19 protein-coding genes are annotated in these 24,380 nt (G+C 43.8%); 4 read left to right on the forward strand and 15 right to left on the reverse strand.

Features of this window, described 5'->3' with window-relative positions:
- Positions 1 to 707: 707 nt before the first annotated feature.
- The 3 genes from DW251_RS01230 (at position 708) to DW251_RS01240 (ending at position 4,505) form a co-directional block, all read left to right on the forward strand.
- Complete coding sequence (locus DW251_RS01230; RefSeq protein ID WP_182433554.1) at positions 708 to 1,796, forward strand: helix-turn-helix domain-containing protein; 1,089 nt, start codon at positions 708 to 710, stop codon at positions 1,794 to 1,796.
- A gap of 235 nt (positions 1,797 to 2,031) precedes the next feature.
- Entirely contained in the window at positions 2,032 to 3,318 is a 1,287-nt protein-coding gene (locus DW251_RS01235) for an SLC13 family permease (RefSeq protein WP_118299979.1), read from the forward strand.
- A 47-nt stretch (positions 3,319 to 3,365) separates the two neighbouring features.
- On the forward strand, positions 3,366 to 4,505 hold the full coding sequence (locus DW251_RS01240) for a mandelate racemase/muconate lactonizing enzyme family protein (RefSeq protein ID WP_118299980.1): 1,140 nt from the start codon (positions 3,366 to 3,368) through the stop codon (positions 4,503 to 4,505).
- Positions 4,506 to 4,638: 133 nt separating this feature from the next.
- On the opposite strand, the gene DW251_RS01245 is transcribed toward DW251_RS01240, so the two are convergent.
- The 4 genes from DW251_RS01245 to DW251_RS01260 all read right to left on the reverse strand — a co-directional run bounded on the left by DW251_RS01245 (position 4,639) and on the right by DW251_RS01260 (position 9,138).
- Entirely contained in the window at positions 4,639 to 5,862 is a 1,224-nt protein-coding gene (locus DW251_RS01245; protein ID WP_021871026.1) for an OFA family MFS transporter, read from the reverse strand.
- Between the two features lie 37 nt (positions 5,863 to 5,899).
- A complete protein-coding gene (locus tag DW251_RS01250) occupies positions 5,900 to 7,306 on the reverse strand; it encodes an MFS transporter (RefSeq protein WP_118299981.1) in 1,407 nt (468 codons plus the stop codon).
- A gap of 81 nt (positions 7,307 to 7,387) precedes the next feature.
- Complete coding sequence (locus tag DW251_RS01255) at positions 7,388 to 8,170, reverse strand: SDR family NAD(P)-dependent oxidoreductase (protein WP_021871024.1); 783 nt, start codon at positions 8,168 to 8,170, stop codon at positions 7,388 to 7,390.
- Between the two features lie 155 nt (positions 8,171 to 8,325).
- Positions 8,326 to 9,138 carry a MerR family transcriptional regulator gene (locus tag DW251_RS01260; RefSeq protein ID WP_118299982.1) on the reverse strand — a complete coding sequence of 271 codons (813 nt, stop codon included), beginning with the start codon at positions 9,136 to 9,138 and terminating at the stop codon, positions 8,326 to 8,328.
- A gap of 383 nt (positions 9,139 to 9,521) precedes the next feature.
- Here DW251_RS01260 and DW251_RS01265 point away from each other — a divergent pair, with 383 nt between their 5' ends.
- A complete protein-coding gene (locus tag DW251_RS01265) occupies positions 9,522 to 10,790 on the forward strand; it encodes a S8 family peptidase (RefSeq protein WP_243034832.1) in 1,269 nt (422 codons plus the stop codon).
- On the opposite strand, the gene DW251_RS01270 is transcribed toward DW251_RS01265, so the two are convergent.
- The 11 genes from DW251_RS01270 to DW251_RS01320 form a co-directional block, all read right to left on the reverse strand.
- Positions 10,768 to 11,700, reverse strand: coding sequence for an ROK family protein (locus DW251_RS01270; protein WP_118299983.1), 933 nt, complete (start codon positions 11,698 to 11,700; stop codon positions 10,768 to 10,770). The two genes, DW251_RS01265 and DW251_RS01270, sit on opposite strands and share 23 nt — an antisense overlap.
- Positions 11,701 to 11,854: 154 nt before the next feature.
- On the reverse strand, positions 11,855 to 12,928 hold the full coding sequence (locus tag DW251_RS01275; protein WP_118299984.1) for a substrate-binding domain-containing protein: 1,074 nt from the start codon (positions 12,926 to 12,928) through the stop codon (positions 11,855 to 11,857).
- A gap of 79 nt (positions 12,929 to 13,007) precedes the next feature.
- On the reverse strand, positions 13,008 to 14,024 hold the full coding sequence (locus DW251_RS01280) for an ABC transporter permease (protein ID WP_021871019.1): 1,017 nt from the start codon (positions 14,022 to 14,024) through the stop codon (positions 13,008 to 13,010).
- Positions 14,025 to 14,060: 36 nt separating this feature from the next.
- Positions 14,061 to 15,569 carry a sugar ABC transporter ATP-binding protein gene (locus DW251_RS01285; protein ID WP_118300163.1) on the reverse strand — a complete coding sequence of 503 codons (1,509 nt, stop codon included), beginning with the start codon at positions 15,567 to 15,569 and terminating at the stop codon, positions 14,061 to 14,063.
- A gap of 67 nt (positions 15,570 to 15,636) precedes the next feature.
- Positions 15,637 to 16,938, reverse strand: a complete 1,302-nt coding sequence (locus tag DW251_RS01290; protein WP_207663345.1) for an AGE family epimerase/isomerase — start codon at positions 16,936 to 16,938, stop codon at positions 15,637 to 15,639.
- 109 nt (positions 16,939 to 17,047) lie between these two features.
- Positions 17,048 to 18,496 (reverse strand): ATP-binding cassette domain-containing protein, encoded by a 1,449-nt coding sequence (locus DW251_RS01295; protein WP_021871016.1) that lies wholly within the window; start codon positions 18,494 to 18,496, stop codon positions 17,048 to 17,050.
- A 33-nt stretch (positions 18,497 to 18,529) separates the two neighbouring features.
- Entirely contained in the window at positions 18,530 to 19,540 is a 1,011-nt protein-coding gene (locus DW251_RS01300; RefSeq protein ID WP_118299986.1) for a histidine kinase, read from the reverse strand.
- Complete coding sequence (locus DW251_RS01305; protein ID WP_021871014.1) at positions 19,537 to 21,156, reverse strand: response regulator; 1,620 nt, start codon at positions 21,154 to 21,156, stop codon at positions 19,537 to 19,539. Before DW251_RS01305 ends, DW251_RS01300 begins: the two co-directional genes overlap by 4 nt.
- 153 nt (positions 21,157 to 21,309) lie before the next feature.
- Positions 21,310 to 22,722: an oxaloacetate decarboxylase subunit alpha gene (locus DW251_RS01310; RefSeq protein WP_118299988.1), complete on the reverse strand. Its 1,413-nt coding sequence runs from the start codon at positions 22,720 to 22,722 to the stop codon at positions 21,310 to 21,312.
- A gap of 64 nt (positions 22,723 to 22,786) precedes the next feature.
- Positions 22,787 to 23,932, reverse strand: coding sequence for a sodium ion-translocating decarboxylase subunit beta (locus tag DW251_RS01315; protein ID WP_021871012.1), 1,146 nt, complete (start codon positions 23,930 to 23,932; stop codon positions 22,787 to 22,789).
- Positions 23,933 to 23,982: 50 nt separating this feature from the next.
- Complete coding sequence (locus DW251_RS01320) at positions 23,983 to 24,369, reverse strand: biotin/lipoyl-containing protein (RefSeq protein ID WP_118299989.1); 387 nt, start codon at positions 24,367 to 24,369, stop codon at positions 23,983 to 23,985.
- Positions 24,370 to 24,380: the final 11 nt, after the last annotated feature.

Raw genomic sequence — 24,380 nt, forward strand, 5'->3', positions numbered from 1 at the left:
CATACAGGTGGGAGGCTGCCAGCACATAGTCAGAAAGCATACGCATATAAGCTCTTCTTTTTCTGTATACAGTATCCTGTACTAAGGCTTCATAAGCTTCCAGACAGCCATACTCATCGCAGAGAACTGCCAGCATCTCATCTTTTCCATAAAAAGCCAGGCAGAAACCTTCAAATAAAGCAGCATCGCTCATAACAGAAGCAATTCTTTCAATTCTGTCTGCCTTCTTTAATTTTACTTTTTCTGCTTCCTCTGCCTGGATGTCCTGCCACAGTTTCAGTGACTCTCCTAAAATAATGGACTCCATTGCAAAGTCGATCTTTTCTCCTGTCTCCCCTTCGATTACAGGACGCAGATCATCTGTATCTGCATTTTGTACCATGCGAAAATCATCATTGCCGGATAATACTCTGAGCATCAGCTGATACAGAGTTTTGATCTCATCCGCTTTGTATTTCTGCAGTTTTTTGGTGATCTGTGCTTTTATTTCCATTCTGTCTTATCCTCATTTCTTCATTTCAAAAAAATAGCCCAGAAATCATGTAACCTTCCGGGTCTTTCCCTGTTATTATAAGGCAGAAGGGCATATGCTTCAAGCATTTTATTCTAATATGTTTTCTATTTCTTTCTCAGTTAATTCCGTTTTAGAACTTTTTCTTACCACCAATATCGTGTATAATACCTTATATAAAGAAGGGGGACTCTCTATGAAACCATATCTTTTCCGTCTCGAGCAGGAATGTGAACACCTGGCAGCTACCGAATATATTTATGAGATTGGAACCTTTCATTATAACTGGCACAGGGACCTTGAAATTCTTGTGATACTGAAAGGTTCTGTAGAAGTATGTACGGAAAACAAACTTTTTTTCTTAGAAGAAGATGACGTGATCCTGATCAATTCCAATGAAGGCCATGCCACTTTTTCCAAAACTCCTGAAAGTGTGGCCTTTTTATTCCGTCTGGACCCCGATTTTCTGGAAAAATATATTCCCGGCTACCAGTACATATGTTTTAAACTGCGTACAGATGCCGAAAGTAAAAATATGTTCTCTTACTGCCTGATCCGTAAATATATGGCACAGATGATAATCGCAAAAATGAAGGAACCCCTGGAAGATGAGTTACTTTTTCGCTCTGCCTTTTACGGACTTTTAAATCTTCTTACAAAAGAATTCTCCCACAAAGAAAGCAAAAATCTATTGGGGCTTGAAAAAAGTACAACAGATATCCATAAAATTATTCTTTATATAGAAGAGCATTACCGTGAGAAGCTTTCTCTGGATGAAGTAGCAGAATATTTCGGCTATAACAGCAGCTATTTTTCCCAGATGTTCCGTAGCAGTGTTGGTATCAACTTTTATGAATTTCTCACCCGGCGCCGTTTACGAGAAGCAGTCCGTGAGCTTGACCGGACAAATAAAAAGATACTGGATATTGCCAATGATACTGGTTTTCCTAACCTAAAAGCCTTTAATACCCGCTTTCGTGAACTTTTCGAGAGAACTCCCAGCGAATACCGCAGTTCCTTGAAACAGGTCCGCGTCCGGGACAGCCTAAACTATAAACAGGCTTATATTAATGCTGGCAACGCTGAAATCACAGAAAAATTAAATCAGTATGCTTCCTTCAATGAGCTGCCTTTTTCTTATCCTGTAACATTGCAGGAAGCCTCTGCTCCCAGCCAGACATCCTCTGCGTTTTCTCAGAAAACGGAAAAAACACTGGACGATGTTTCCAGACAGCTTACAGAGCTTTCTTCTAAATTAAAAGCATTAAAAAATACTCATCTATAAAATTAACTAGGTAAAAATTTATACCATAAAACCTGCATTTTTCAGAGATTTTACTTATTATGTGCCTGTTTCTGACCTGGAACAGGCATTTTTTTAGTTAATAACCTGTTTTTATCATCCCTTTTCGTTTTTGTTTTCGTAAAAAAACAATCTATAATAACTTCAGAAACGGGAAGAAAAGAAGACCATTTTTTTGTATGATAATCCCATCGAAAATACAAAAGGGGGCAACACAATGAACACATTGACCATCTGTATCATTATTTTTGTTCTTTCCATGTTATGTTTTGCATGGAATAAGTTTCCTATGGGTGCAACTGCTCTTGCTACCATGGTACTTCTGATCTTTACCGGTTGTTTAGACGGGAAAGACGCACTGGCAGGTTTTGCTAATACCAACAATATCGTCATCGTAACTATGTTTGTGGTAGCTGCCGGATTAAACCGTACCCAGTTCATCGATAATCTTTCCGACCGTATCGTAAAGATCTCTGGAGGTTCTTTTAAAAGAGCTTATTTGGGATACCTGATCATCGCATTTTTGCTGACCAACTTCTTAAATAGTCCGCTTTCTGTTTATGCCATTGTATTTCCAATGTGCTTTGCAATGAGCGAGTCTTTCCATGTAAGTCCGTCTAAGACCATGTTTCCTCTGGCTGTTGTCAGCGTTGTGTGCTGCTGTGCTCTTCCATTAAGCGCTGCGATCACTGACGCAGGTATGTTTAATGGCTACCTGGAAGGCTATGGCATTACTGAATATTCTCTTACAGCTGTAGATTTCATGTATGCAAGACTTCCCCTGGCATTGATCGCACTTTTATGGGCTTATTTCTACGGATACAAGCACGCACCGGAACAGCCTGTCATTCCCATTGAAGTAAAAGCACAGAAGCGTTCTGAAAAGAAGCCTTTAAAACCTTTTTCTGAAAAAATGGGTGTTATCATTTTCTTCGGAACCATCCTTTTACTGATCACCAAACAGTTCCACGGTATTGATAACTGGAAGATCACACTGGCAGCTGCACTTCTCACTGTGTTCTGTGGTGTATTAACAGAAAAAGAAGCGATCCAGGCAATTCCCGTATCCACTTCCTGCATCTACGTTGGTTGTCTTGCTATGGCTACTGCGCTGACCAATACAGGTGCCGGTGACATTGTTGGTCAGGCTGCTTCCACCCTCCTTGCAGGCACAAGAAATGGCTACCTGATCGGAGCTGTTTTCTTCATCGTCTCCTTCCTGTTTACACAGATCATGTTAAACAAAGCTGTATACGGCATCTTTATTCCAATTGCCATCATGACATGCCAGGCAGTAGGCGCTAATCCCATCGGACCGATCCTTTTAAGCTTTTCCGGCGCTATGTCCTCTATCCTTACACCAATGGCAACTCCTGCAGTTCCTATGGCTATGGCAGCTGGCGGTTATGACCAGAAATCCCTTATTAAACAGGGCTGGCTGATCTCCGTGATCCTGTCTGTGGGATATATCTTCTACGTTATGACCATTTTCCCTGCTTTCTAAAAAATTTTACAGGGAACATACATTATTTACTGGGGAGACATTTATTTATGAAAATCACAAAAATTGAAACAATACTTGCTGGTGTACGTTACCTGTTTGTAAAAGTTCATACAGATGCCGGTCTTGTAGGCTTAGGTGAATGTGGTGCCTGGTGTTACCAGGAAGCCACAGCAGAAGCGATCCATGCAATGGAGCATCACCTGATTGGCTTAGATCCTATGCAGATTGAATATATTAACAATGGCCTTTCCCGCTGCATGCATTTTCGCGGCTCTGTTGTTGCCGCTGCCATATCAGGCATTGACATTGCTCTCTGGGATCTGAAAGGAAAATATTTTGGAGTACCCATCTATGAACTTTTAGGTGGAAAAGTACGGGACAAAGCCCGCATCTACGTCAATTTCAAAGCAAACACACCGGATGAATTTGCCAAAAAGGCATTAGAACTTAAAAACCAGGGATATACCGCAATCCGATACTCCATGGGACATCCCCAGGATAAAACAGGACGCTGCGGCGAGTCCTATTCCCAGATCGTTTTCCGTATGGAGAAGCAGCTGGCTGCCATCCGTGAAGCCGTTGGCTGGGATATGGATATTGCCATTGAATGCCACAGAGGCATGCGCCCGGCAGAAGCTATTGAATGCGGAAAAGTTCTGTCAAAATATCATCCTTACTTTTATGAAGACCCTATTCCGGATAATTTATCCGCTATGACCAAACTGATCGACAGCGTCGATGTTCCGGTTGCTACCGGGGAACGATTTATCAATCTTATGGAATTCGAAGATCTGATGAGCGCCTCCAAAGTTGCCTATATCCGCCCTGATATGTGTGTAGCTGGAGGTATTACCGCCGGTAAGAAAATTGCCGGAATGGCAGAAAGTCGCCAGGTCTATGTGATCCCCCACAATCCACTTGGACCTGTCTCCACTGCCGCATGCCTCCAGTTAGATGCCTGCATTCCTAATTTTGAGATCCAGGAATATCCTGTAGATGACCACGGACACTGCCGCCTTGACACGGAAATGAAACAGCCATTTGAAATTGAGAATGGTTATATTAAAATCCCAGACGGACCGGGACTTGGTATTGATCTGATCGATGATATTGATAAAATTTATCCATTTACAGGGCGATATGGCTCCTTTGTCCGACACGAAGATGGTTCTATCTTAGACCGTTAAATAATTATCGCTAACCTTTTTTCTTTCTATATTTTATAACAGCCGAAAACCCCGGAAAACCAGCACAACTTGTGTACCGTTTTCCGGGGTTTTCACTTTTTTAAACCTTTTGACCCTGGTATCATATTACTAATTACTGCGCATTTTCCATCTTTTCTGCCATCTTCTGTGCGATCACGATCAGTACGATGGCTGCAACTGCTAATACTGCAGATCCGATGAATCCCATGGTGTACTGGCCGGTGGTGTCGTAGAAGTAAGCACTGATCTTAGGTCCTACGAAAGCACCGATACCATAGCCGATGAAGATCAGTCCGTAGTTACGGTTGTAGAATTTGGAACCGAAGATCATACGTACCATTGGCGCAAATACTACTAACAGTCCGCCGAAGGAGAAGCCTACTAAAACGATGCATACGATAAAGTATGGAAGTGTAGTTGCCTGTGTCAGCATTAACATGGAAGCTCCATTGATGACCATTAACAGGATCAGGCTCTTCCAGCCCTTTAAAATGTCGTAGATGAAACCAAAACCAATACGTCCGCACATGTTAGCCAGTGTCATAATGGATACGCAGAATGCTGCGGTCATTGCAGTCTGACCAACCTGACGCTGTGCGATCGGGCTTGTGAAGGAAACCATCATGGTTCCTGCTGCATTTGCGAAGATGAACATTAATAACAGTACCCAGAATACAGGGGTCTTAACCATTTCGCCCATGCTGTAATCTTTTGTTTTTAATACCTTAGCCTGCTCAGCTGATGGCTTCCAGCCTTCTGGAGTCCAGCCTTCCGGACAAGGAACGATCATTGCTGCTGCAATACCAACACCGATCAGGAATACGATCGCCAGGATGCGGCAGGTCATCTGTGCGCCTACACGATCAATGAGAGTCTGGGCAATAGGACTCATAATGAAAGGACCGCAGGAAGCGCCGGCCTGAACCAGACCGGAAATAGAACCGGAACGGTCAGGGAACCACTTTAATGCAGTAGGAAGGCATGCCGGGTAGATCATACCGCCGCCGGCACCAGCCATTAATCCATAAAATACATACAGCTGTGGGATGCTGGATGCAAAACCGGTTAAGAACCAGCCGCCTGCGAAAAGGCAAAGACCAATGTAAATGGTTTTTCTTGGACTGATCTTCTCAGCTAAGGAACCGCCGATGAAGCCAACTGCACAGTATGTAAACATATAAATAGTATATGCCAGTGCGAATGCGGAATCACTCCATCCAAACTTGGTTGTTAACGGGATACAAAACAGACTGAAGTAAGCAGTAGCAGAGGTAAATAAGCTCTGCAGCCATACACCGGCAAATACTCTCCAGCGAGTTGCTTTTGTGATATTCATACTCTAAACTCTCCTTAAAAATGTGACTTGTAAAACTTTATGCATTTGCCTGTTCCGCAAGTTTGTGGCGCTCATCTAAGACTTTCATGATGCCGTCATACTCACGGTCCAGTTTATAAAACAGCAGCAGGGCCAGAATAGCAATAAATACAGCTAATGGCGCATAGTAGAACATAATACGGATGCCTTTCATTGCAGTTTCACTCTGCACTGCCAGCTTGCCGTCATATCCATAAGCTCCCAGTACCCAGCCGATGACTGCAGATGCAAGAGCGGAACCAACACGGACACCTAAGGATGCAGCGGAATATACGAAACCTTCTGCACGGGTACCTGTCTTGTACTCTCCGTACTCAATACTGTCTGCGATCATACCAAACTTGGTAGCGGAAATACATGCAACACCCATTCCACGAAGGATCAGTCCCAGATACATAAGTCCCATGGACTGCTCTGCAAACAGGATGAGGACGATCTGTCCTGCAATACCCATTCCTGCGCCTCCATAGAGCGCCACATTACGTTTTCCGATTTTCTGTACAACCGGGATCAGAAGCAGAGGAACCAGGATGGATGCGAATGTGGAACACATCATCATGGTCTTATTGTAGCCTGCGTCCTGCATAACATATTTTGCAAAATACATGTTCATGCCGTAAAGACTGGTCATTGCAGTATAGAAAATGTTGACCATCAGCATGATGAACCAGTATTTGTTTGCAAACAGGATCTTCACTCCCTGTAATAAAGATAAGGAAGATTTCTTTCCTGTTTTCTGTTCCATAACACCGGAACCAACACGCTCTTTACATCCATAAAATGTAATTAAAAACAGTACGATAGAAACGACACCTACTAACAGGAATGTCTTCTGCCAGCCGGCAGGTCCGCCGCCAAACTTTTCTACTAAATCCGGTGCATAGGAGCTGATGACGAATACACCTAAAGCTCCAAGGCTTGCACGGCTGATAGAAAGAAGTGCTCTTTCGTTCTGCTTGTTTGTCATAACGCTGCTTAAAACACCATATGGCACGTTCATGGAAGTGAAAATACAGGTTGCCATCAGGTTATAGGAAATAAATGCGTATATAACCTTTCCTGTTTCACTAAAATCCGGTACTGTAAACAACAGAACACAGCCGATGCAGTACGGAATTACCATCCATAACAGCCACGGCCTTGCTTTTCCCAGCGGTGAATGGACATTTTCAATGATATATCCCATCATCATATCAGAAATACCATCGAAGATCTTGCTGACTAAAAGTACCGTTCCTACTGTAGCTGCACTGATGCAGGCCACATCTGTATAAAAGAAAACAATGTAAGAACCGATGGCTCCGTAAATGAAGCAAAAGGAGAAATCTCCCAGTCCATAGCAAAGGTACTCCATCAGATCAATCTTGTTTCTCTTTGATACATTTTTAAAACCAAAATTACCCATTTTTCTTTTGTCCCCAACTTCTGTTTGCTTTTATTCATGGACATGCCACTGTCTGGCAGCATGTCCATTTTTATTCAGTGATTAGCACTGAAGAGTTCCCAGATCCAGGGCAACGTCTCTGCCGTTGAACTTGCCAGCTGCACGGCTGGTTCCAAGCCAGTAAACCATATCAGAAATATCCTCAACATCCAGGAAAGGAACTCCTGCATACATTTCCTTGTAATCCTTAAAGTTCTTTCCGGTCAGTTCATTGATGAACTCTACATAGCTCTGGGTTTCGCACATTGGAGTCTTAACCTTGGTTGGGCAAAGAGCATTAACAATGATACCCTTGCTTCCAACTTCTTTTGCCAGAGTCTTGGTCAGACCTAAAACGCCCCATTTAGCCATGCAGTAGGTAGCTAACTTTGGTGTTCCGTAAAGACCACTGGTAGAAGCGATATTGATAATTCTTCCAAAGCCCTGCTTTAACATGTACTGTGTTGCGTACTTGTCAGTTCTCCAGGTACCGATCAGGTCGATGTTGATAACCTTCTCTACCTGCTCATCTGTCAGCTCCCAGGTATTTCCGAAGTTGATAACGCCTGCGTTTGCGATAACTACATCTAAGCGTCCGAACTTCTCCCATGCCTTTGCAAATAAGTTTTCCATATCAGGTGTGCTGCAGATGTTTGCCTTAACAGCTAAAACTTCAGCGCCTAATTCATTTAATTCCTTAATGGTTTCCTGGAATCTTTCATCTTCCGGATCCAGCATATCTGCCAGAACTACGTTAAATCCGTTCTGTGCATACTTAACTGCATGGGCACGTCCCTGTCCCATAGCTCCTCCGGTGATCAATACTGTTTTCTTCTGTTCACTCATGACCTTTTTCCCCTTTCACTTTTTTAAGTGGTTTAAATGTATTTGTTATTTTTTTAACTTGCTCATCTGCCACTACTATAACAACTAAAGTGGTTTTAAGGTCAAGTTGATTTTTTGCACAAAAAATGCAGAGTGGCTTATTGCACTCTGCACAATCATTTTTCAATAGGAAACCACACAATATGCCAGTTAAAATACTCCTCTTCCGGCTTGGTCATGCAGGCTACCTGGGTGACAATATCCCCTGCAAGGCTTAATCCATTCTGCTTCAAATACCGGAAACCTTCCTGTAAACTCTCCAGTGACAGATATTTTCCGGAACGTGAGGGAACACAGGTATGAACGCAGGGACAAGGCGGATAATACTGCACCAGTTCTGACTCTTTTACATGCAAGAATTGTGCATACTCTTCCCGAAGTCCCATTCCGAAATCAAACTCTGACTCTCCATTTTCAATATTTTTCTGATAAAATACTGCGCATGAAAAGACAAAAGGTTCTTTTTCTGTCCATTCTGAGATCAGATCCAGCTGCTCTTTCTTCTTAAATAAAGTATAGTTTTTCTGGGTATTCATGCGGTAAATGCCCGGTCTTTCCTCAATACGGAACTTTCCAACGCTGTCTTTTGCATCCTGAAGCACCTGTTGGCTCTGTCTGATCCGCTTTAAAAGGTTCATCTGGCGGATGATCTCCTGCTGGATCATCTCTTCCTGATCCACCATTTTTTCCCGTATTTCCGCCAATTCATGGCTTCTGAACAATTCTGCTATTTCCTCCAGTGAAAAACCATAGTTCTGGTAGTGTCTGGCCCTTAAAAGCATATGAAAATCCCATGTATTATAATATCTGTAACCTGTTTCCGGGTCCCGCACCGGACTGATAATGTTCCTGCTCTCATAATACCGGATCGCCTCTGCCGAGATACCCATCAGTTTTGCCATAGTTCCAATACTGTACTTCTGATACATCTTCTTTCCCCCTGATGACACTGCATTCTACTTATTAGACACAATTTTCACAGCTGTTTACCTTCCAAACTCTCAAGCCCCTTGAAAGATTTTTAACAAGAATATAACAAGTATACCATATTTCTTCAGAAAAATGTCATACTTTCATCACAGCTGGCATGGTATAATGTGGTAGGCACGAAAGAAAAACAAGCGGCTGCGCAGCAGACATTTGTTTTTCGGTGCCACCAACGAACGAACCGCCTGCGTCAGCAGGCAGTAGAGCGCGGCAGCGCGGGTTCGTGAGTGACTATCCTTACGAACCGTCTGCACCATCAAACAGCAGAGCGCGGCAGCGCGGGTTCGTGAGTGTCCCCCGACTATCCACGAAAGGAGTACCCTTCATGAAACGACTACCTGCAGGCATCATTTCCACTCTGCTTTCCCTTACAATGACGCTGACCCCCTGTTCCATGTCCGCACTGGCAGCCCAGGAAAACAGCCGGGATTTTTCCCTTTTCTTCAGCGGTCCTGGCGTAGCTGCCCTCTCTTCCGGCGATGAATACAGCGAATATCAGTGGGCTCTTAACAACACCGGACGGCTTCGCCGCACGGAAAAAGTGCTGAACATCAAAACCTTGGACCATATTTATCTCCACTATGGAGAAAATGGAATCGATGATATTGCCCTTCCTCCTTTAGGACCGGACAATTTCGAGTCCATTAACACCGATGCAGTGGCAAATATTGATATCAACATTGAAGATGCCTGGAAAACATACAGCGAAACAGAAAACAAACGTACCGTTACCGTAGCTATCATCGATACCGGTATCGATACGACTCATTCAGACTTAAAAGATTCCATCTGGGTCAATGAAGATGAGATCCCCGGAGACGGCATTGACAATGACGGAAATGGCTATGTAGATGATGTGAATGGCTGGAATTTTGTTTCAAACAGCAATGAAATCTGCACAGGGGAAGAAGACAGCCACGGAACCCATGGTGCCGGCACTATTGCCGCCGCCTGGAACAATGGCGGCATCGCAGGCATTACAAACAGCACCCATGTTAAGCTTATGGTATTAAAAGCCTTAGGCGGTTCTGAAGGCAAAGGTTCCCCTGAAAGCGTCATCGAAGCCATAAAATATGCAGAAGCCAATGGTGCCGATATCTGCAACTTAAGCTTCGGTTCCAGTAACTGCACTCCCGAATTTGAAGCAGCCATCCGGGACTCCAAAATGCTTTTTGTAGTAGCTGCAGGAAATGGAAACCAGTACCAGATCGGTTATGACATTGATAAATCCCCTGTATACCCGGCAAGTCTTCCCTACGACAATGTAATTACCGTAGGCAATCTGCTTTTTAACGGCCATTTAGATGAAAGTTCCAACTATGGTGCCACTTCCGTAGACTTAGCAGCCCCCGGAACCTATATTTTAAGCACTATTCCCGGTGATTCCTATGCCTATATGAGCGGAACCTCCATGGCAGCCCCTATGGTAACAGGCGCAGCTGCCCTGATCTACTCTGCAAGAACTGACTTAAGCCTTCAGGACATAAAAACAGCTATTTTATCAACTGTACATAAACTGGCCCCGTTAAAAGGCAAAACAGCAACAGGCGGCATGCTGGATGTATCTGCCGCTATAAAATGGACAAAGAATTAACAGCTGCAACTACAGCCGCATAATCCCCGATCCGCTCTCCTAAAGCCGCCGGCACGATCTCACAGGCCGCCCGGTTCATGGGGAGCGCTTCTTTTTCCAGTTCTTCATACATGGTCTTATCTAAAAGATGGTGACTCCTGGCATAAACAGAACCTGCCACGATCTTTTCCGGATTTAAAAGGTCTATAAGGATAGCCAGACCTCTTCCAAAAACAGCGCCGCATCTGGCATACACTGCTAAAGCTCTCTCATCCCCGGCCTCAGCCCGTTCTGCCAGCTCCTTTGCGCTTCCTTCTGTGCCAAAATATCCGGCAAGCCTGCTGATACCTCCTCCAGAGCAGAAACCTTCCAGGCTACCTACTTTTCCATATCCTTTTGGTCCCTCATTTTCCATACGTATGTGTCCTGCTTCCCCAGCCATACCGGTACTTCCCCGGTATAACTGTCCATTAAGGATAAGACCGGAACCAAGACCTGTGCCAAAAGTAAGAAATATCATATTCTGACAGCCTTTTCCGGCCCCGAACTTCCATTCTGCCAAAGCTCCTGCATCTGCATCATTTTCCATTTTCACAGGGATTCCCAGCTTCTCCTCAAGATATTCCACTACAGGCACCTGATCCCAGCCCTGAAGATTCGGCGGCGATAATATCCACTTCCTGTCGGGACTTAAAGGACCGCCACAGGAAATCCCCCCACAGATAACACAATTTTCACCCTCAGTCCCTGTTGTCAGCCCATATTTCTTTGCTATCATCAAAGCATTTTCAGATAATTCATCAAGGACCTTTTTCCAATCTCCCAGTGTTTTCATCTCATACCGCTCCAGAAAATCTACCTGGTCTCCTTCCACCTTCGCCAGGATCACTGCACATTTTGTGCCTCCAATATCAAATCCATACAGATACATACAGTCTCTCCCTTCTTCTATGATGTACTCTCGGAGTCTTTCCTGCACTTGCCTTTGCGAGAGTACATTATGTGCAGCAATGAAAACAGCTCCGGCAGGCTGATATACCTGCCGGAGCATATTTTTCCTCACTTTGTTTCTTTAAACAGCCTGATTATTTAACTGCATCTAAATTTAAGATAGAAACGCCAGTATCAATATATTCAGGAGCTACTTTTCCATCATTAATAGCGGTGATCGCTGCATACATGCCTTCATAACCCATAACATCAGGATTCTGAGCCATTGTACAGATCAGAGCACCATCTTTGATCAGCTGGATAACTGCATCAGACTTATCCATACCTGCTGCTACAATGTTATTTCCATCTTCTGCAACTGCATTACCAACACCAACGCAGGAGCCTTCATTTGCACCAAACAGTGCTACACAACCCTGGGAAATAAAGTTAGCTGCTGCATCTTTAGATTTTGCTGCATCGCCATCTGCATACTGTGTTTCAAGGATCTCAAAAGCGGTTCCTTCAAATGCGGAACGGAAGCCTTCGTCACGGTCTACAGTAGAAGTAGTTGCTGCGTTTACAGAAACGATACCGATCTTGCCTTCTTTAACTCCCTTAGCTTCCAGAGCTGCCAGAACCTGCTCACCAGCAGTCTTTCCTGCTGCACGGTTGTCAGTTCTTAACTTCTGTACACAAGGATAATTTGCAAAAGAGTCAACCTGAACGATCTTAACACCAGCCTGATCTGCTTCTTCCAGAGCTGCTGTGATAGCGTCAGGACCATTTGCAGCTACCAGGATAGCGGTTGCGCCATCAGCTACTGCATTGTTTACACACTCGATCTGCTTTGCGTCATCTTTTACATCAGGAGCGATCCACTTATAATCACAGCCAAGCTCTTCTGCTGCCTGCTTGCAGCCCTTGTCCATGTTTACCCAGTGCTGATCCATAGAGTCAATGGTAATAAGAACTACCTTCTGTCCTTTTCCATCTCCGGCCTTTGCAATGTCTCCTGTTTCCCCGGACAGCATATCATTGCCAGCAGCCTCTTCTTTCTTCTCTTCTGCTTTGGTTTCCTCAGCTTTGCTTTCTTCCTTCTTCTCCTCTGCAGTTGTTTCAGCTGTTGTAGCTGCTGCAGTTGTCTCCTTTGGAGCAGATGAGCAGCCTGCTAATAATGCAGAACCAAGTGCTGCCGCCAGAATCATTGAAATCGCTTTTTTCCTCATAATACTATACCTTTCCTTTCTTTATTGTGAAAGCATTTTTATGCTTTACCTTCGTCTTTACCTTCATTTTACCTATTTTTTAGTTGTTTTTATGTTTTTTGCTCTTGCCTCTGCCGCTTCTTACGATTACGTCCATAAGTACTGCAACAACTACGATAATACCGATCACGATATTTCTGATAGCAACCGGTGCTCCTGCAAACTGAAGACCATTCTGTAAAACACCCCAGATACCGGAACCGATCACAGTACCAAGTAAAATACCGGAACCACCTAATGTAGATACGCCGCCGATTACAGAAGCTGCTACTGCATACATTTCATAAGATGTACCAGCATCCATAGTACCTGTACCAGTTGAAGCACAGGTGATCAGACCTGTTATGCAGGCACAAAAAGCAGCTACAACGTAAACATAGATAACTGTATTGTCTACATTAACACCGGAAAGTCTTGCTGCATCAATATTACTTCCTGTTGCGTAAATATGACGGCCGGTTCTGGTACAGCTCATTATGTAGTTAAAGATGAACCAGATCACCAGAGCGATCCAGAAAGCACTGAAGATACCTAATATCTTACCACTGTAGAAGAAGGTACGGAAACCTTTTGCAGCTTCACCAATGGAGTCTGTATTGTAATTACCATTGACGATCTGTGCAATACCTCTTGCAATTGTCATTGTACCTAAGGTTGCGATGAAAGGTGGCAGCTTGCATTTTGATACCAGAATGCCATTTACATAACCAACTAACAGGCACACAACCAATGTGATAACCACTGCAACCCACGGATTCATTCCATGACACATTAGGGTTGCTGAGATCATACAGCTCATACCTACTACAGAACCAATAGAAAGATCGATATTTCCTGTAAATAATACATAGGACTGTCCTACACCGATCAGAAGTGTAGGTGCGATCTGGCGCAGCAGGTTCGCTGTATTTCTGTAAGTAAAGAAATTAGGATTGATAAATCCAAACACCAGACATAAAACGATCAGACCTATTGTTACGGTTATAACCTGTCCCATTCCCCTCTGGGAAAGGAAACGCCCCAGTACACCGGGCTTTTTATCACTTGAACTACTCATATTGTCCCTCCTTGATGAGATTAAATCCAAAATTCGTTATAACGCTGTTTTCTGTTCAAACTGCGTTGCCTTAGTTAAGATCATATCCTGGGTGGCCTCTTCTGCTGAAAGTTCTCCGGTAATACGGCCATCACACATAACAATAATGCGGTCACTCATTCCCATTACCTCTGGCATTTCAGAAGAAACAAACATAACACCAATGCCATTTTGCTTCAGCTGATTCATCAGGTTATAGATCTCTACCTTGGCAGCTACATCAATACCTCTGGTAGGCTCATCAAAGATAACAACTCTTGAATTTCTGGCCAGCCACTTGGCAACTACCACTTTCTGCTGATTTCCTCCTGAAAGGCTTCCTGCATCTACCTGTGCGTTAGGAAGCTTGATCTTCAGGGCTTTTACAGCATTATCAACCATTGCTTTTTCTTTTTTCCGGTTTACAGTCCCCACTGGACCTTCACAAAGTATATCCAGATTCGGAAGGGCAATATTATCTGCAATACTAAGTCTTGTACAGAGACCGTCTTTTTTTCTGTCCTCAGGTGCCAGTACCAGACCTGCTTTAATGGAATCTGCCGGACAGCTGATCTTTACCTCTTTTCCATCAATAAAGATCTCTCCGCTTTCTTTCGGATCAATACCGAAGATCGCACGGGTTGTTTCTGTACGTCCTGCACCCATCAGTCCTGCAATTCCTACGATCTCACCTTCATATAATTCCAGATTAATGTCCCGGACCATTCTTCCTGCATTCAGATGCTTTACTTCCAGGATCTTTTTGCCTTTTTCACAGGACACTCTTGGGAATTTCTCCTTGATCTCATGTCCTACCATGTTGGCAATGATCTCATCCATCCTGTTAATATCATACGGCATCTGGGTAATGTATTTTCCATCGCGCATGATGATAACACGGTCTACAATGTGCTGCAGTTCCTCCAGACGGTGGGATATGTAGATAATACCGATACCCTCCGACTTTAACTGGTGGATGATCTTAAACAGCTCATCGATCTCCTTGGATGTAAGTGCTGAAGTAGGTTCATCCATGATCAATACTTTGGCATTCTGTGAAAGTGCCTTTGCGATCTCCACCATCTGCTGTTTGGATACAGCCAGTTCACTGACCTGTTCCCTTGGATCAATATCAATATTTAACTTATGAAGGATCTCTTTTGTTTCCTGGTTCATACGTTCATTGTCCAGACGGCCATTTTTTATCAGTTCCCGTCCCAGGAAAATATTCTCCGCCACACTTAAATGAGTACACATATTTAATTCCTGATGGATAATGGACACACCTGCATTTTTTGCCTTATTTGCATCCCACTCACCGATCTTGTTCCCAAACAGGATGATCTCTCCATCATCTCTCTGATAAACACCTGAAAGGATCTTCATCAGTGTTGACTTACCTGCACCGTTTTCCCCCAACAGTGCCAGCACCTCTCCAGCATACAGGTCCAGTTTTACATTATCCAAGGCCTTTACACCGGGAAACTCTTTCATAATGCCTGTCATTCGGACCAGTTCTTTCCCCACAGGCACCTCTGCCTTCTTTTCTCCCATATTTGCTTCCTTTCAAAGATGCTTTGCGACTGCGCTGACATTATTCCGTCAGTGATTCGATCCTCAGACAGCACTCCATCATAGCACGGTCTGTATGATAAATACATTTCCATTGATTTCCGGTATCATCGATCACCGGTGTTCCATCTGCTAAAAGCAACTGTCTGGACTCTCCAACCTCCGGATTATAGAAATATTTCTTATCAAATTCCCATAACTTTATGAAGGTATCCAGATATCTCTCATCCTCAGTAGCCTGATAGGAATCAAGGAAACCTGTCAGTGACTCAAAGTTCTGCCACCATTCTTTATCTGTTACAACAATACGGCCATCGTGCATTCCATCTCTGTAAATACCGCCGTGGATATTGTCCCAGCCATTTGCCAGTGTGTAATCTGCAAATTTTCTGGTAAATTCTCTGGCAGGCGGAAGTCCCAGCACTTCATATGCACGGTTCAACAGCCAGATCAGTTCAATATTGTGTCCATAAGAAGTAGTATCTAATGGATTTTTGTTAGCACTTTCCGGATCTCTGTCATAATTCCAGGTTCTGCGAATGGAAATAGCCGGCTTTGGTGTAAAATCAATACTAAACTGATTTCTTCCACACCAGAAATCATAATCAACCATGTGTTTTAACACAATATCAATGATTTCCTGAAGAGCTCTCTTATGTACTTCCTTGTGGGTTGCCTCATAAAGAGTTGTATATGCTTCCATGGTGTGCATGTGGATATCCAGGGATTTCAGGCCTCCTCCATAAACTCCGGCACTTTCCAGTGTCCAGTCCTCTTTGAAGTTCTCAAAATAGCCGCCGTAGAAAGTGTCTGCTGCATATTTTTTCAGAGCATCAAAGGTTTTTTCCGCATATTCGATACCTCGCTCATCACCGGTAGCCATATAATATTCAGCTAACGCATAGATTGCAAAGGTCTGTCCGTAAACCAGTTTCCCATTATCCAGAACATTTCCCTTCCGGTCTGTTACCCATGCCCAGCCGGTGTTCTTCTTATCCCAGAATTTATCAATGAAGAAATCTACACCCTGTTTTGCTGCTTCTTTGCATTTTTCTTCCCAGCCATAACGTTTTGCCAGGCCATTGCGAAGAAGTGCCGAAAATCCCCAGATCATACGTGTCTGGGTTACGATCATTTTATCCTCAGGAGTTAATACTGCCAATTCCTTCATCAGCTTTCCTTTGGAATCAAAGCATACCAGATAACCGCCGTATTCTTTATCGATTCCATTTTCAAGCCAAAATGGAACGCTTTCCTTCATAAAGCCTTCCATCTCTTTTTTTACTGTAAGGAGTTTTTCTCTCATTAACTGTTCCATTATCATTTACCCCTCCTGTTCTTTTATTAAGAAAATTATAACAGAACAGGAGGAATTAATAAGGGGACACTTTTTAGAATAGGGTAGACATTTTTCAGAATAATGCAGACATCTATCAAAAAAGTCTGCTGGTGATCCCGTACTCCTGTGGCTCTAACAGTACAGAAAAACTTCCGTCTTTTACGATCCCGATATGGTCTGATATATATACGCAATCTGTAAGATAGCCGGTCAAAAGCAGAATAGATACTCCTGCTGCCTTCAGTTCCTGCATCCGTTTTAAAATATAGGTACGGCAATGCATATCCCCATAAGCAAAAGGCTTTTTTACCACCAGGATCTTAGGATGGAACAGGCTTATTTTATTATAGATCAGCCCATATTTTTCCTTTAAAGAAAGGGAATCAATATATTTTGTGTCAATAACATCTCCTGCTTCCCCATAATATTCACTGCGCACACTGTTAATATATGACTGCTTTAAAATGCTTTTCTTTAATTTACGGTCCAGTAAAAAGGTAAGGTTTTCCAGATAGGACATTTCCGAAAAAAGGAAAGACTGCGCTGGATTATCATCTAAAACGATCATTCCCCGGTCCAGGCTGCTTTTTACTTTTTTTTCCATTTTTTTGTGTGAGCAGAAAATATCTCCCTCATAGTCCACGTATTCCCCTGCAAGGATCCCGGTCAGCCGGTCCATGATCTGGTCACCTGAATCCAAAAGCGTAATGCATTCCCCAGGCTTAATTCCCAGACTCAGGTTATGTATGTCCCCATCTGTAATGTTTTTTAGCTCCAGCATATATCCCCGATCCACTTTCGGCTTAAATACTGTATTTTCTTTAAAATAATAAATATAGGGAGCTATAGCCTCTTCCCTGAATTCCTCTGGTTCAAATAATTTTTTTATCCTTCCTCTGGAAAACAGGGCGATCCTGTCGCAGATCTTAAACATGATCCAGTGATGATAGCAGAAATACAGCGTAGAGATCCCCATGCTCTGCATTTTTCTTAAAAGCTGGTGAAACTGCGGGAAATCTGCCTGACCGATCAGTTTTTCCGGATACAGCACCACTAAAAGCTTGCTTCCCATTAAATAGGCCTTGGCGATCTCCACCATGATCCGCTCCATGGTAGTAAGCCTTTCCACCCTTTTATTCAGATCCAGATCCATGGAAAGCTGTTTTAAGACTCTGTCTGCCTGTTCTCTTAAAACCCATTCATTGATCACCTGTTTCTTAAATCCTGGGCGCATAACAAACAGGTTATCCGTTATAGACAGATCATTGATCAGAGAGCTTTTCTGGTCGATCTGGTAAATACGGTTAGATGTTTCCTCCTGATTTAAATAACTGTTTACCAGTTTGCCACCCATATACACTCTTCCTGCATCAATAGGATGGTTCTTTGCCATCAGTTCGATCAGTTCTTTGATCCCCCGGTCATTGACAGAAAGCAACCCTACGATCTCACCTGCAGTCATATAAAAACTGAAATTATCCAAATAAACAGCCCCGTCTTTTTTGCAGGTCACATTTTCAAAACGAAGTATTTCCTGTTTCATAGCTGCCTCCTGTTTATCAGCATGTTCGTTACATCAATTCCTTACAACCGGAAGTGTGATCTCCACATCCGTTCCCACATCCGGCTGGCTGTAGATATAAATGCCATATTCTTCCCCAAACAAAAGCTTAATACGGTTATTTACATTTTTAACTGCAATTCCGCCTTTTTTACCGGTTTCCCCGTTGTTTTCCTCCTCCAGTCTCAGGGCTCTCAGCTGTTCATTCATAACCTTCACCTGACCTTTTTCAATGCCTACACCATCATCTGAGATCATAATGATCAGATGGCTGTCTGTCACAGTGACCTTAATATCCAGATGACCTGTTCCAATCTTGCGCTCCAGTCCATGATAAATGGAATTTTCCACGATCGGCTGCAAAGTCAGCTTGGGAAGCTGGCACATAAGCGCTTCCTCTTCATCCTCACAGTCATAGCGGATCCTCAGATCCAGCTTGCTGCCAAAACGAAACTGCTGGATATAATAATAATTTTCCACATTTGCCAGTTCTTCTTCCAATGTGACCAGGTTATTTACCTGGGAAATGGTATAGCGGAAGTAAGTTGCCAGTGCCTCCGTCATCTCCGCAATAGAATCCACCCCTGCGATCAGCGCCTCTGCCCGGATGCCTTCCAGAGTATTATAAAGAAAATGGGGATTGATCTGATTCTGTAATGCCAGATATTCCGATTTTTTCTTAGATACAGTGATCAGCTCGCTTTTGTCTAACAGGGCATAAAAACGACGCAGCATATTCTGCTCTTCCTCATTTAAAAGATAAGGCATATGGTAAATATCCTCATAACTGTCCCCTCTGGCAAAAGCCGCCTTTATCCGGCTGTTCACTTTTAAAGGCCGGTAGATCAGCTGATAAGCGGCATAAAGCAGGATAACATAAAGCACTCCTAAAAACAAAATAAACCACTTCATTTTCTCCGTCTTCCAATCCTGAAGGAACAGGATAAACAACAGACTGATATGAAAAATCAAAAAAATCGCTGCGCCCCAACGTATACGGTCAAAAAGATAACTTTCTTTATTCATGAATAGATCTTCCTGTACTCTCCCGGCTTCAGTCCGGTATATTTTATAAAACATTTCGTGAAATATTTCACATCTGCATAGCCTACCTTTTCGCAGATCACATTCATTCCCTCATTTCCGGAAACCAGCAGTTTTTTCGCTGCATCCATACGCACTGACTGCAAAAATTCCAGAAAAGTTACCCCTGTTTCTTTCTTAAAAAGCGTGCTGAAATATCCAGGAGCAAAGCCAGCCATCTCACTTACTTCTTCTAAGGTAAGCGAACGGCTGTAATTTTCTTCTATGTACTGCTTTGCCTGCCGTATGGGCCGGTTATCTTCTGCCTTCTTCGCTTCAGAAGCTTTTTGCAGAGATCTTCCTATCGTCCCACCTAAAAGGCGGAACAGTTCTTCTATATCTGCACATTCCCCTGCGTCTTTACTGAATTCTTCCACAAATTTAGCTTCACTGTCCACACGGATCCCCCTGCTCTTCATGCAAAACAAATAATGATTGCAGGCCTCCTTAGTCATCTGCAGGATCTCATAACCGGTGATCCCCGGATAGTTCTTTAATACATCCCGCAAACCTTCAATAGTCCGCCTTGTCTCCACTACATTTAAAGCTTCGACTGCCCGTTCCATTTCCCTGTTAAAACGGTAAAATGCCTCACTGTTTATAAAATCAGAGTTTTTTCTCTGTTGTGCTTCATCCATTTCCAGCATCCGCCCGGTTCCTAAAAGAAGCCTCTGCTTTATCATAAATACAGCGTCCAGAAAAGACTTCCTGATACTGCCCGCTGTGTTTACCATGCTTCCCATTCCTATGGTAACACTCATTCCATTTAAGATACTTTCCTGGGCTTTCAGTTCATCCAGCATCTGGCGCACATTTTTCCGCACATTTTTGCTCTCTTCTTCCCCGAAATTCAACAGAAGATAAAAGGTAGAGAACTCTGCATAAACCTCATGGTCAAAACATACCGGTTCCAGATACTGTAACGCCAAGCCTGCTGCCTTGTCTGCTAGGAAGGAAATACAGCTGTCATTGTGGTTTACATGGTCAAATTTGATGGCTGCAACCTGGAACACTCCCTCACGGAAATGGAAATGATACTGATTGTTCAGTTCTTTCAGGCTGATAATATTTTCCCGCTCCCGGTCTCCGTAGATCATACGGGAAATAAAACTGGTACGCAGCTTTCCTGCATCATTTTTTAAGGCAAGGCGGACTCTTTCTTCAAAATTTAACTGTTCATTTTTCTCCCTGTAAATATCTGCGATCTTTTGTAAGGTATCCCGTAATTCCTCTTTTTTAATAGGCTTTAAGAGATAATTTCTCACACCATAACGGATCGCCGTCTGGGCGTATTCAAAATGCCTGTATCCACTGATTATGATGATCTCTGTATCCGGCAGTTTTTCTTTTACTTTCCTGATCAGTTCCATCCCATCAATTCCAGGCATCCGTATGTCTGTGATCAGAATCTCCGGTTTACAGATTTTTGCCTGCTCTAATGCCTCAATACCATTAGAAGCAGTTGCCGCTATTTTTAACCCCATTTCTTCCCAGTTGATCAGCTTTATGATCAGCTGACAGATCTTTTCTTCATCATCTGCGATCAATACTTTCAGCATGTTCCCCCTCCTCATTGGACAAAACATCTTCTGGTATATCAGTGTACCATCTCCAACAGATTTACGCCAGATGCAGCGGCAAAAAACTAACACAAAAAACGCGCCCCACAAAGGGACGCGTTCCATACTTATCTTATTCCGGATATACCAAAATTACACTGGATAAGCCTTATTCTCTTTATCAGCTACAGTAGCATCTACTTTCTTCTGCTGAGCTTCTCTGTACTGGAAGAACTCCTTGGCAACATTTGGGAACAGGGCGTAGCTTAATACGTCCTCATCCTGCTGCTTCCACTGAGCACATTCCTTCTCAAACTGAGGCATCTGAGGTGCAATTAAATCTGCTGGTCTGCAGGTAATTGGAGTCTCATCACCGATGATCTTTTTCTGTACTTCTGGATTAAATGGCTTAACAGTCTGGCCAAATTCACCAAGCATGATCTTCTTGGATTCCTTTGGAACCATCTTGTAGCGCTCACCCATTAATACGTTAAGAACTGCCTGGGTACCAACGATCTGGGAAGAAGGTGTAACCAGAGGCGGCTCACCAAAGTCTTTACGTACTCTCGGGATCTCCTCCAGAACCTGCTGGTACTTGTCCTCCTGTCCAGCTTCCTTTAACTGGCTAACCAGGTTGGAAAGCATACCGCCAGGTACCTGATACTGCAGAGTCTTGATATTTACGCCTAATACCTTTGGATTTAACAGTCCGGTCTTTAATGCTTCCTCGCGGATCGGCTGGAAGTGAGCAGCGATCTCGCCTAAAAGCTTCTGATCGTATCCTGTATCGTATGGAGTACCGCGGAAGGTCTCTACCATAACTTCAGTTGCTGGCTGGCTGGTACCAAGTGCCAGTGGAGACATTGCACAGTCAATGATATCACAACCTGCTTCTACAGCCTTCATATAGGTCATGGAAGCAACACCGGAAGTATAGTGGGTGTGCAGGTCGATCGGAAGTGTGGTTCCTTCCTTCAGGGCCTTAACTAACTCAGTAGCCTTGTATGGAGTCAACAGACCTGCCATATCCTTGATACACAGGGAATCAGCTCCCATGTCTTCAATTCTCTTAGCAATGTCTCTCCAGTAATCCAGAGTATAAGCATCACCTAAGGTGTAGCACAGTGCGATCTGAGCATGTCCTTTTTCCTTCTTTGTTGCCTTTACAGCAGTCTCCAGGTTACGGATATCGTTTAAGCAGTCGAAAATACGAATGATATCAATACCATTTGCAATAGACTTCTGCACGAAATACTCAACTACATCATCTGCGTAGTGGTTGTATCCCAGAATATTCTGTCCACGGAACAGCATCTGCAGCTTTGTATTCTTAAAGCCGTCTCTTAATTTTCTTAAACGCTCCCATGGATCTTCTTTTAAGAAACGCAGGCAGGCATCAAATGTAGCGCCTCCCCAGCACTCTACTGCGTGGTAGCCAACTTTGTCCATCTTGTCTACGATCGGCAGCATCTGCTCTGTAGTCATTCTGGTAGCAAGTAAAGACTGATGAGCGTCACGAAGGACGGTTTCCACGATCTTTACTGGCTTCTTCTCTATCTCTGCCATAGTTTAAATCCTCCTTATAGGCACCCGGTCTGCAAACAGCACCGGGTGCAGTAAATGTTGGTTTTTATACACCGAAAATTGCCATAAAGGTACCGGCTGCTACTGCAGTACCGATAACACCTGCAACGTTTGGTCCCATTGCATGCATCAGCAGGAAGTTGGTAGGATCATATTCAGCGCCAACCTTCTGGGATACACGGGCTGCCATAGGAACTGCGGATACACCTGCAGAACCGATCAGTGGGTTGATCTTTCCGCCAGTTACCTTGCATAAGATCTTTCCTAAGAGAACGCCTCCGATGGTTCCCACACAGAATGCTACCAGACCTAAAATAACGATCTTGATAGTAGTTGCATTTAAGAATGCCTCTGCACTGGTGGTTGCACCTACAGAAGTACCAAGCAGGATAACAACGATGTACATCATTGCATTAGAAGCAGTCTCCTGAAGCTGTTTTACAACACCGCACTCACGGAACAGGTTACCTAACATCAGCATACCTACTAACGGAGCAGTAGATGGCAGGATCAGGCACACAACGATAGTAACGATGATCGGGAATAAGATCTTCTCCAGCTTGGATACAGAACGAAGCTGGGACATTTTGATCTTACGCTCCTTATCAGTAGTAAGAAGCTTCATAAATGGCGGCTGGATGATCGGAACCAGAGCCATATAAGAATAAGCTGCAACAGCGATCGGTCCCATGATCTGGGTCTGTCCTAACTTACTGCAAAGGAACAGGGAAGTAGGGCCGTCTGCACCACCGATAATGGAGATACAAGCTGCTTCTTTTCCTGAAAATCCTAATAAGATTGCAAAGAAATATGCAGAGTAAATACCTAACTGAGCTGCTGCACCCATCAGGAAACTGATCGGGTTTGCGATCAGCGGACCGAAGTCTGTCATCGCACCTACGCCCATGAAGATCAGGGACGGAAGGATACTCCACTCATCCAGAGTGAAGAAGTAATACAGCAGACCGCCTACGCCGTTTGAAGTCTGTTCCGGAGAATACATGATGTCCGGATAGATATTTACAAGCAGCATACCAAATGCGATCGGAATTAACAGCAGCGGCTCAAATCCCTTAGCAATAGCCAGGTATAAGAAGACCAGCGCTACACCGATCATAATGTAGTTTCCTGCTGACAGATGGAAAAACGCCATCTGGCCAAGCAGGTTTGATACCAAATTGCCAAAATCCATAATGTTACCTCCATAATGGAATCCTTAAATTAAGGGATCCATCTTGTTGACTAGTTCAGAGTAGCTAAAACAGCGCCGGACTCAACTGCATCGCCGTTTGCTACATTAATGCTGGCAATTGTACCATCTTCTGGAGCAACGATATCGTTCTCCATCTTCATAGCTTCCAGAACCAGGACAACTTCGCCCTTCTTTACAGCCTGTCCTACAGAAGCCTTAACTGCTACTACCTTACCTGGCATTGGAGCGGTAACCTGAACGGAACCTGCTGCGCCTGCTGGTGCTGCTGCCGGAGCTGGAGCTGCTGCTGCTGCTGGTGCAGGTGCTGCTGGAGCTGCAACTGGAGCTGCTGCTACTGGTGCGCCAGCTGCTGCTGCGCCTTCTTCAACGGTTACTGCATATGCTTTTCCATTTACTGTAATGGTATATGTCTTCATAGTTTGTTTCC

This window comes from Clostridium sp. AM22-11AC, from assembly GCF_003473545.1.
Taxonomy (GTDB): Bacteria; Bacillota; Clostridia; order Lachnospirales; family Lachnospiraceae; genus Enterocloster.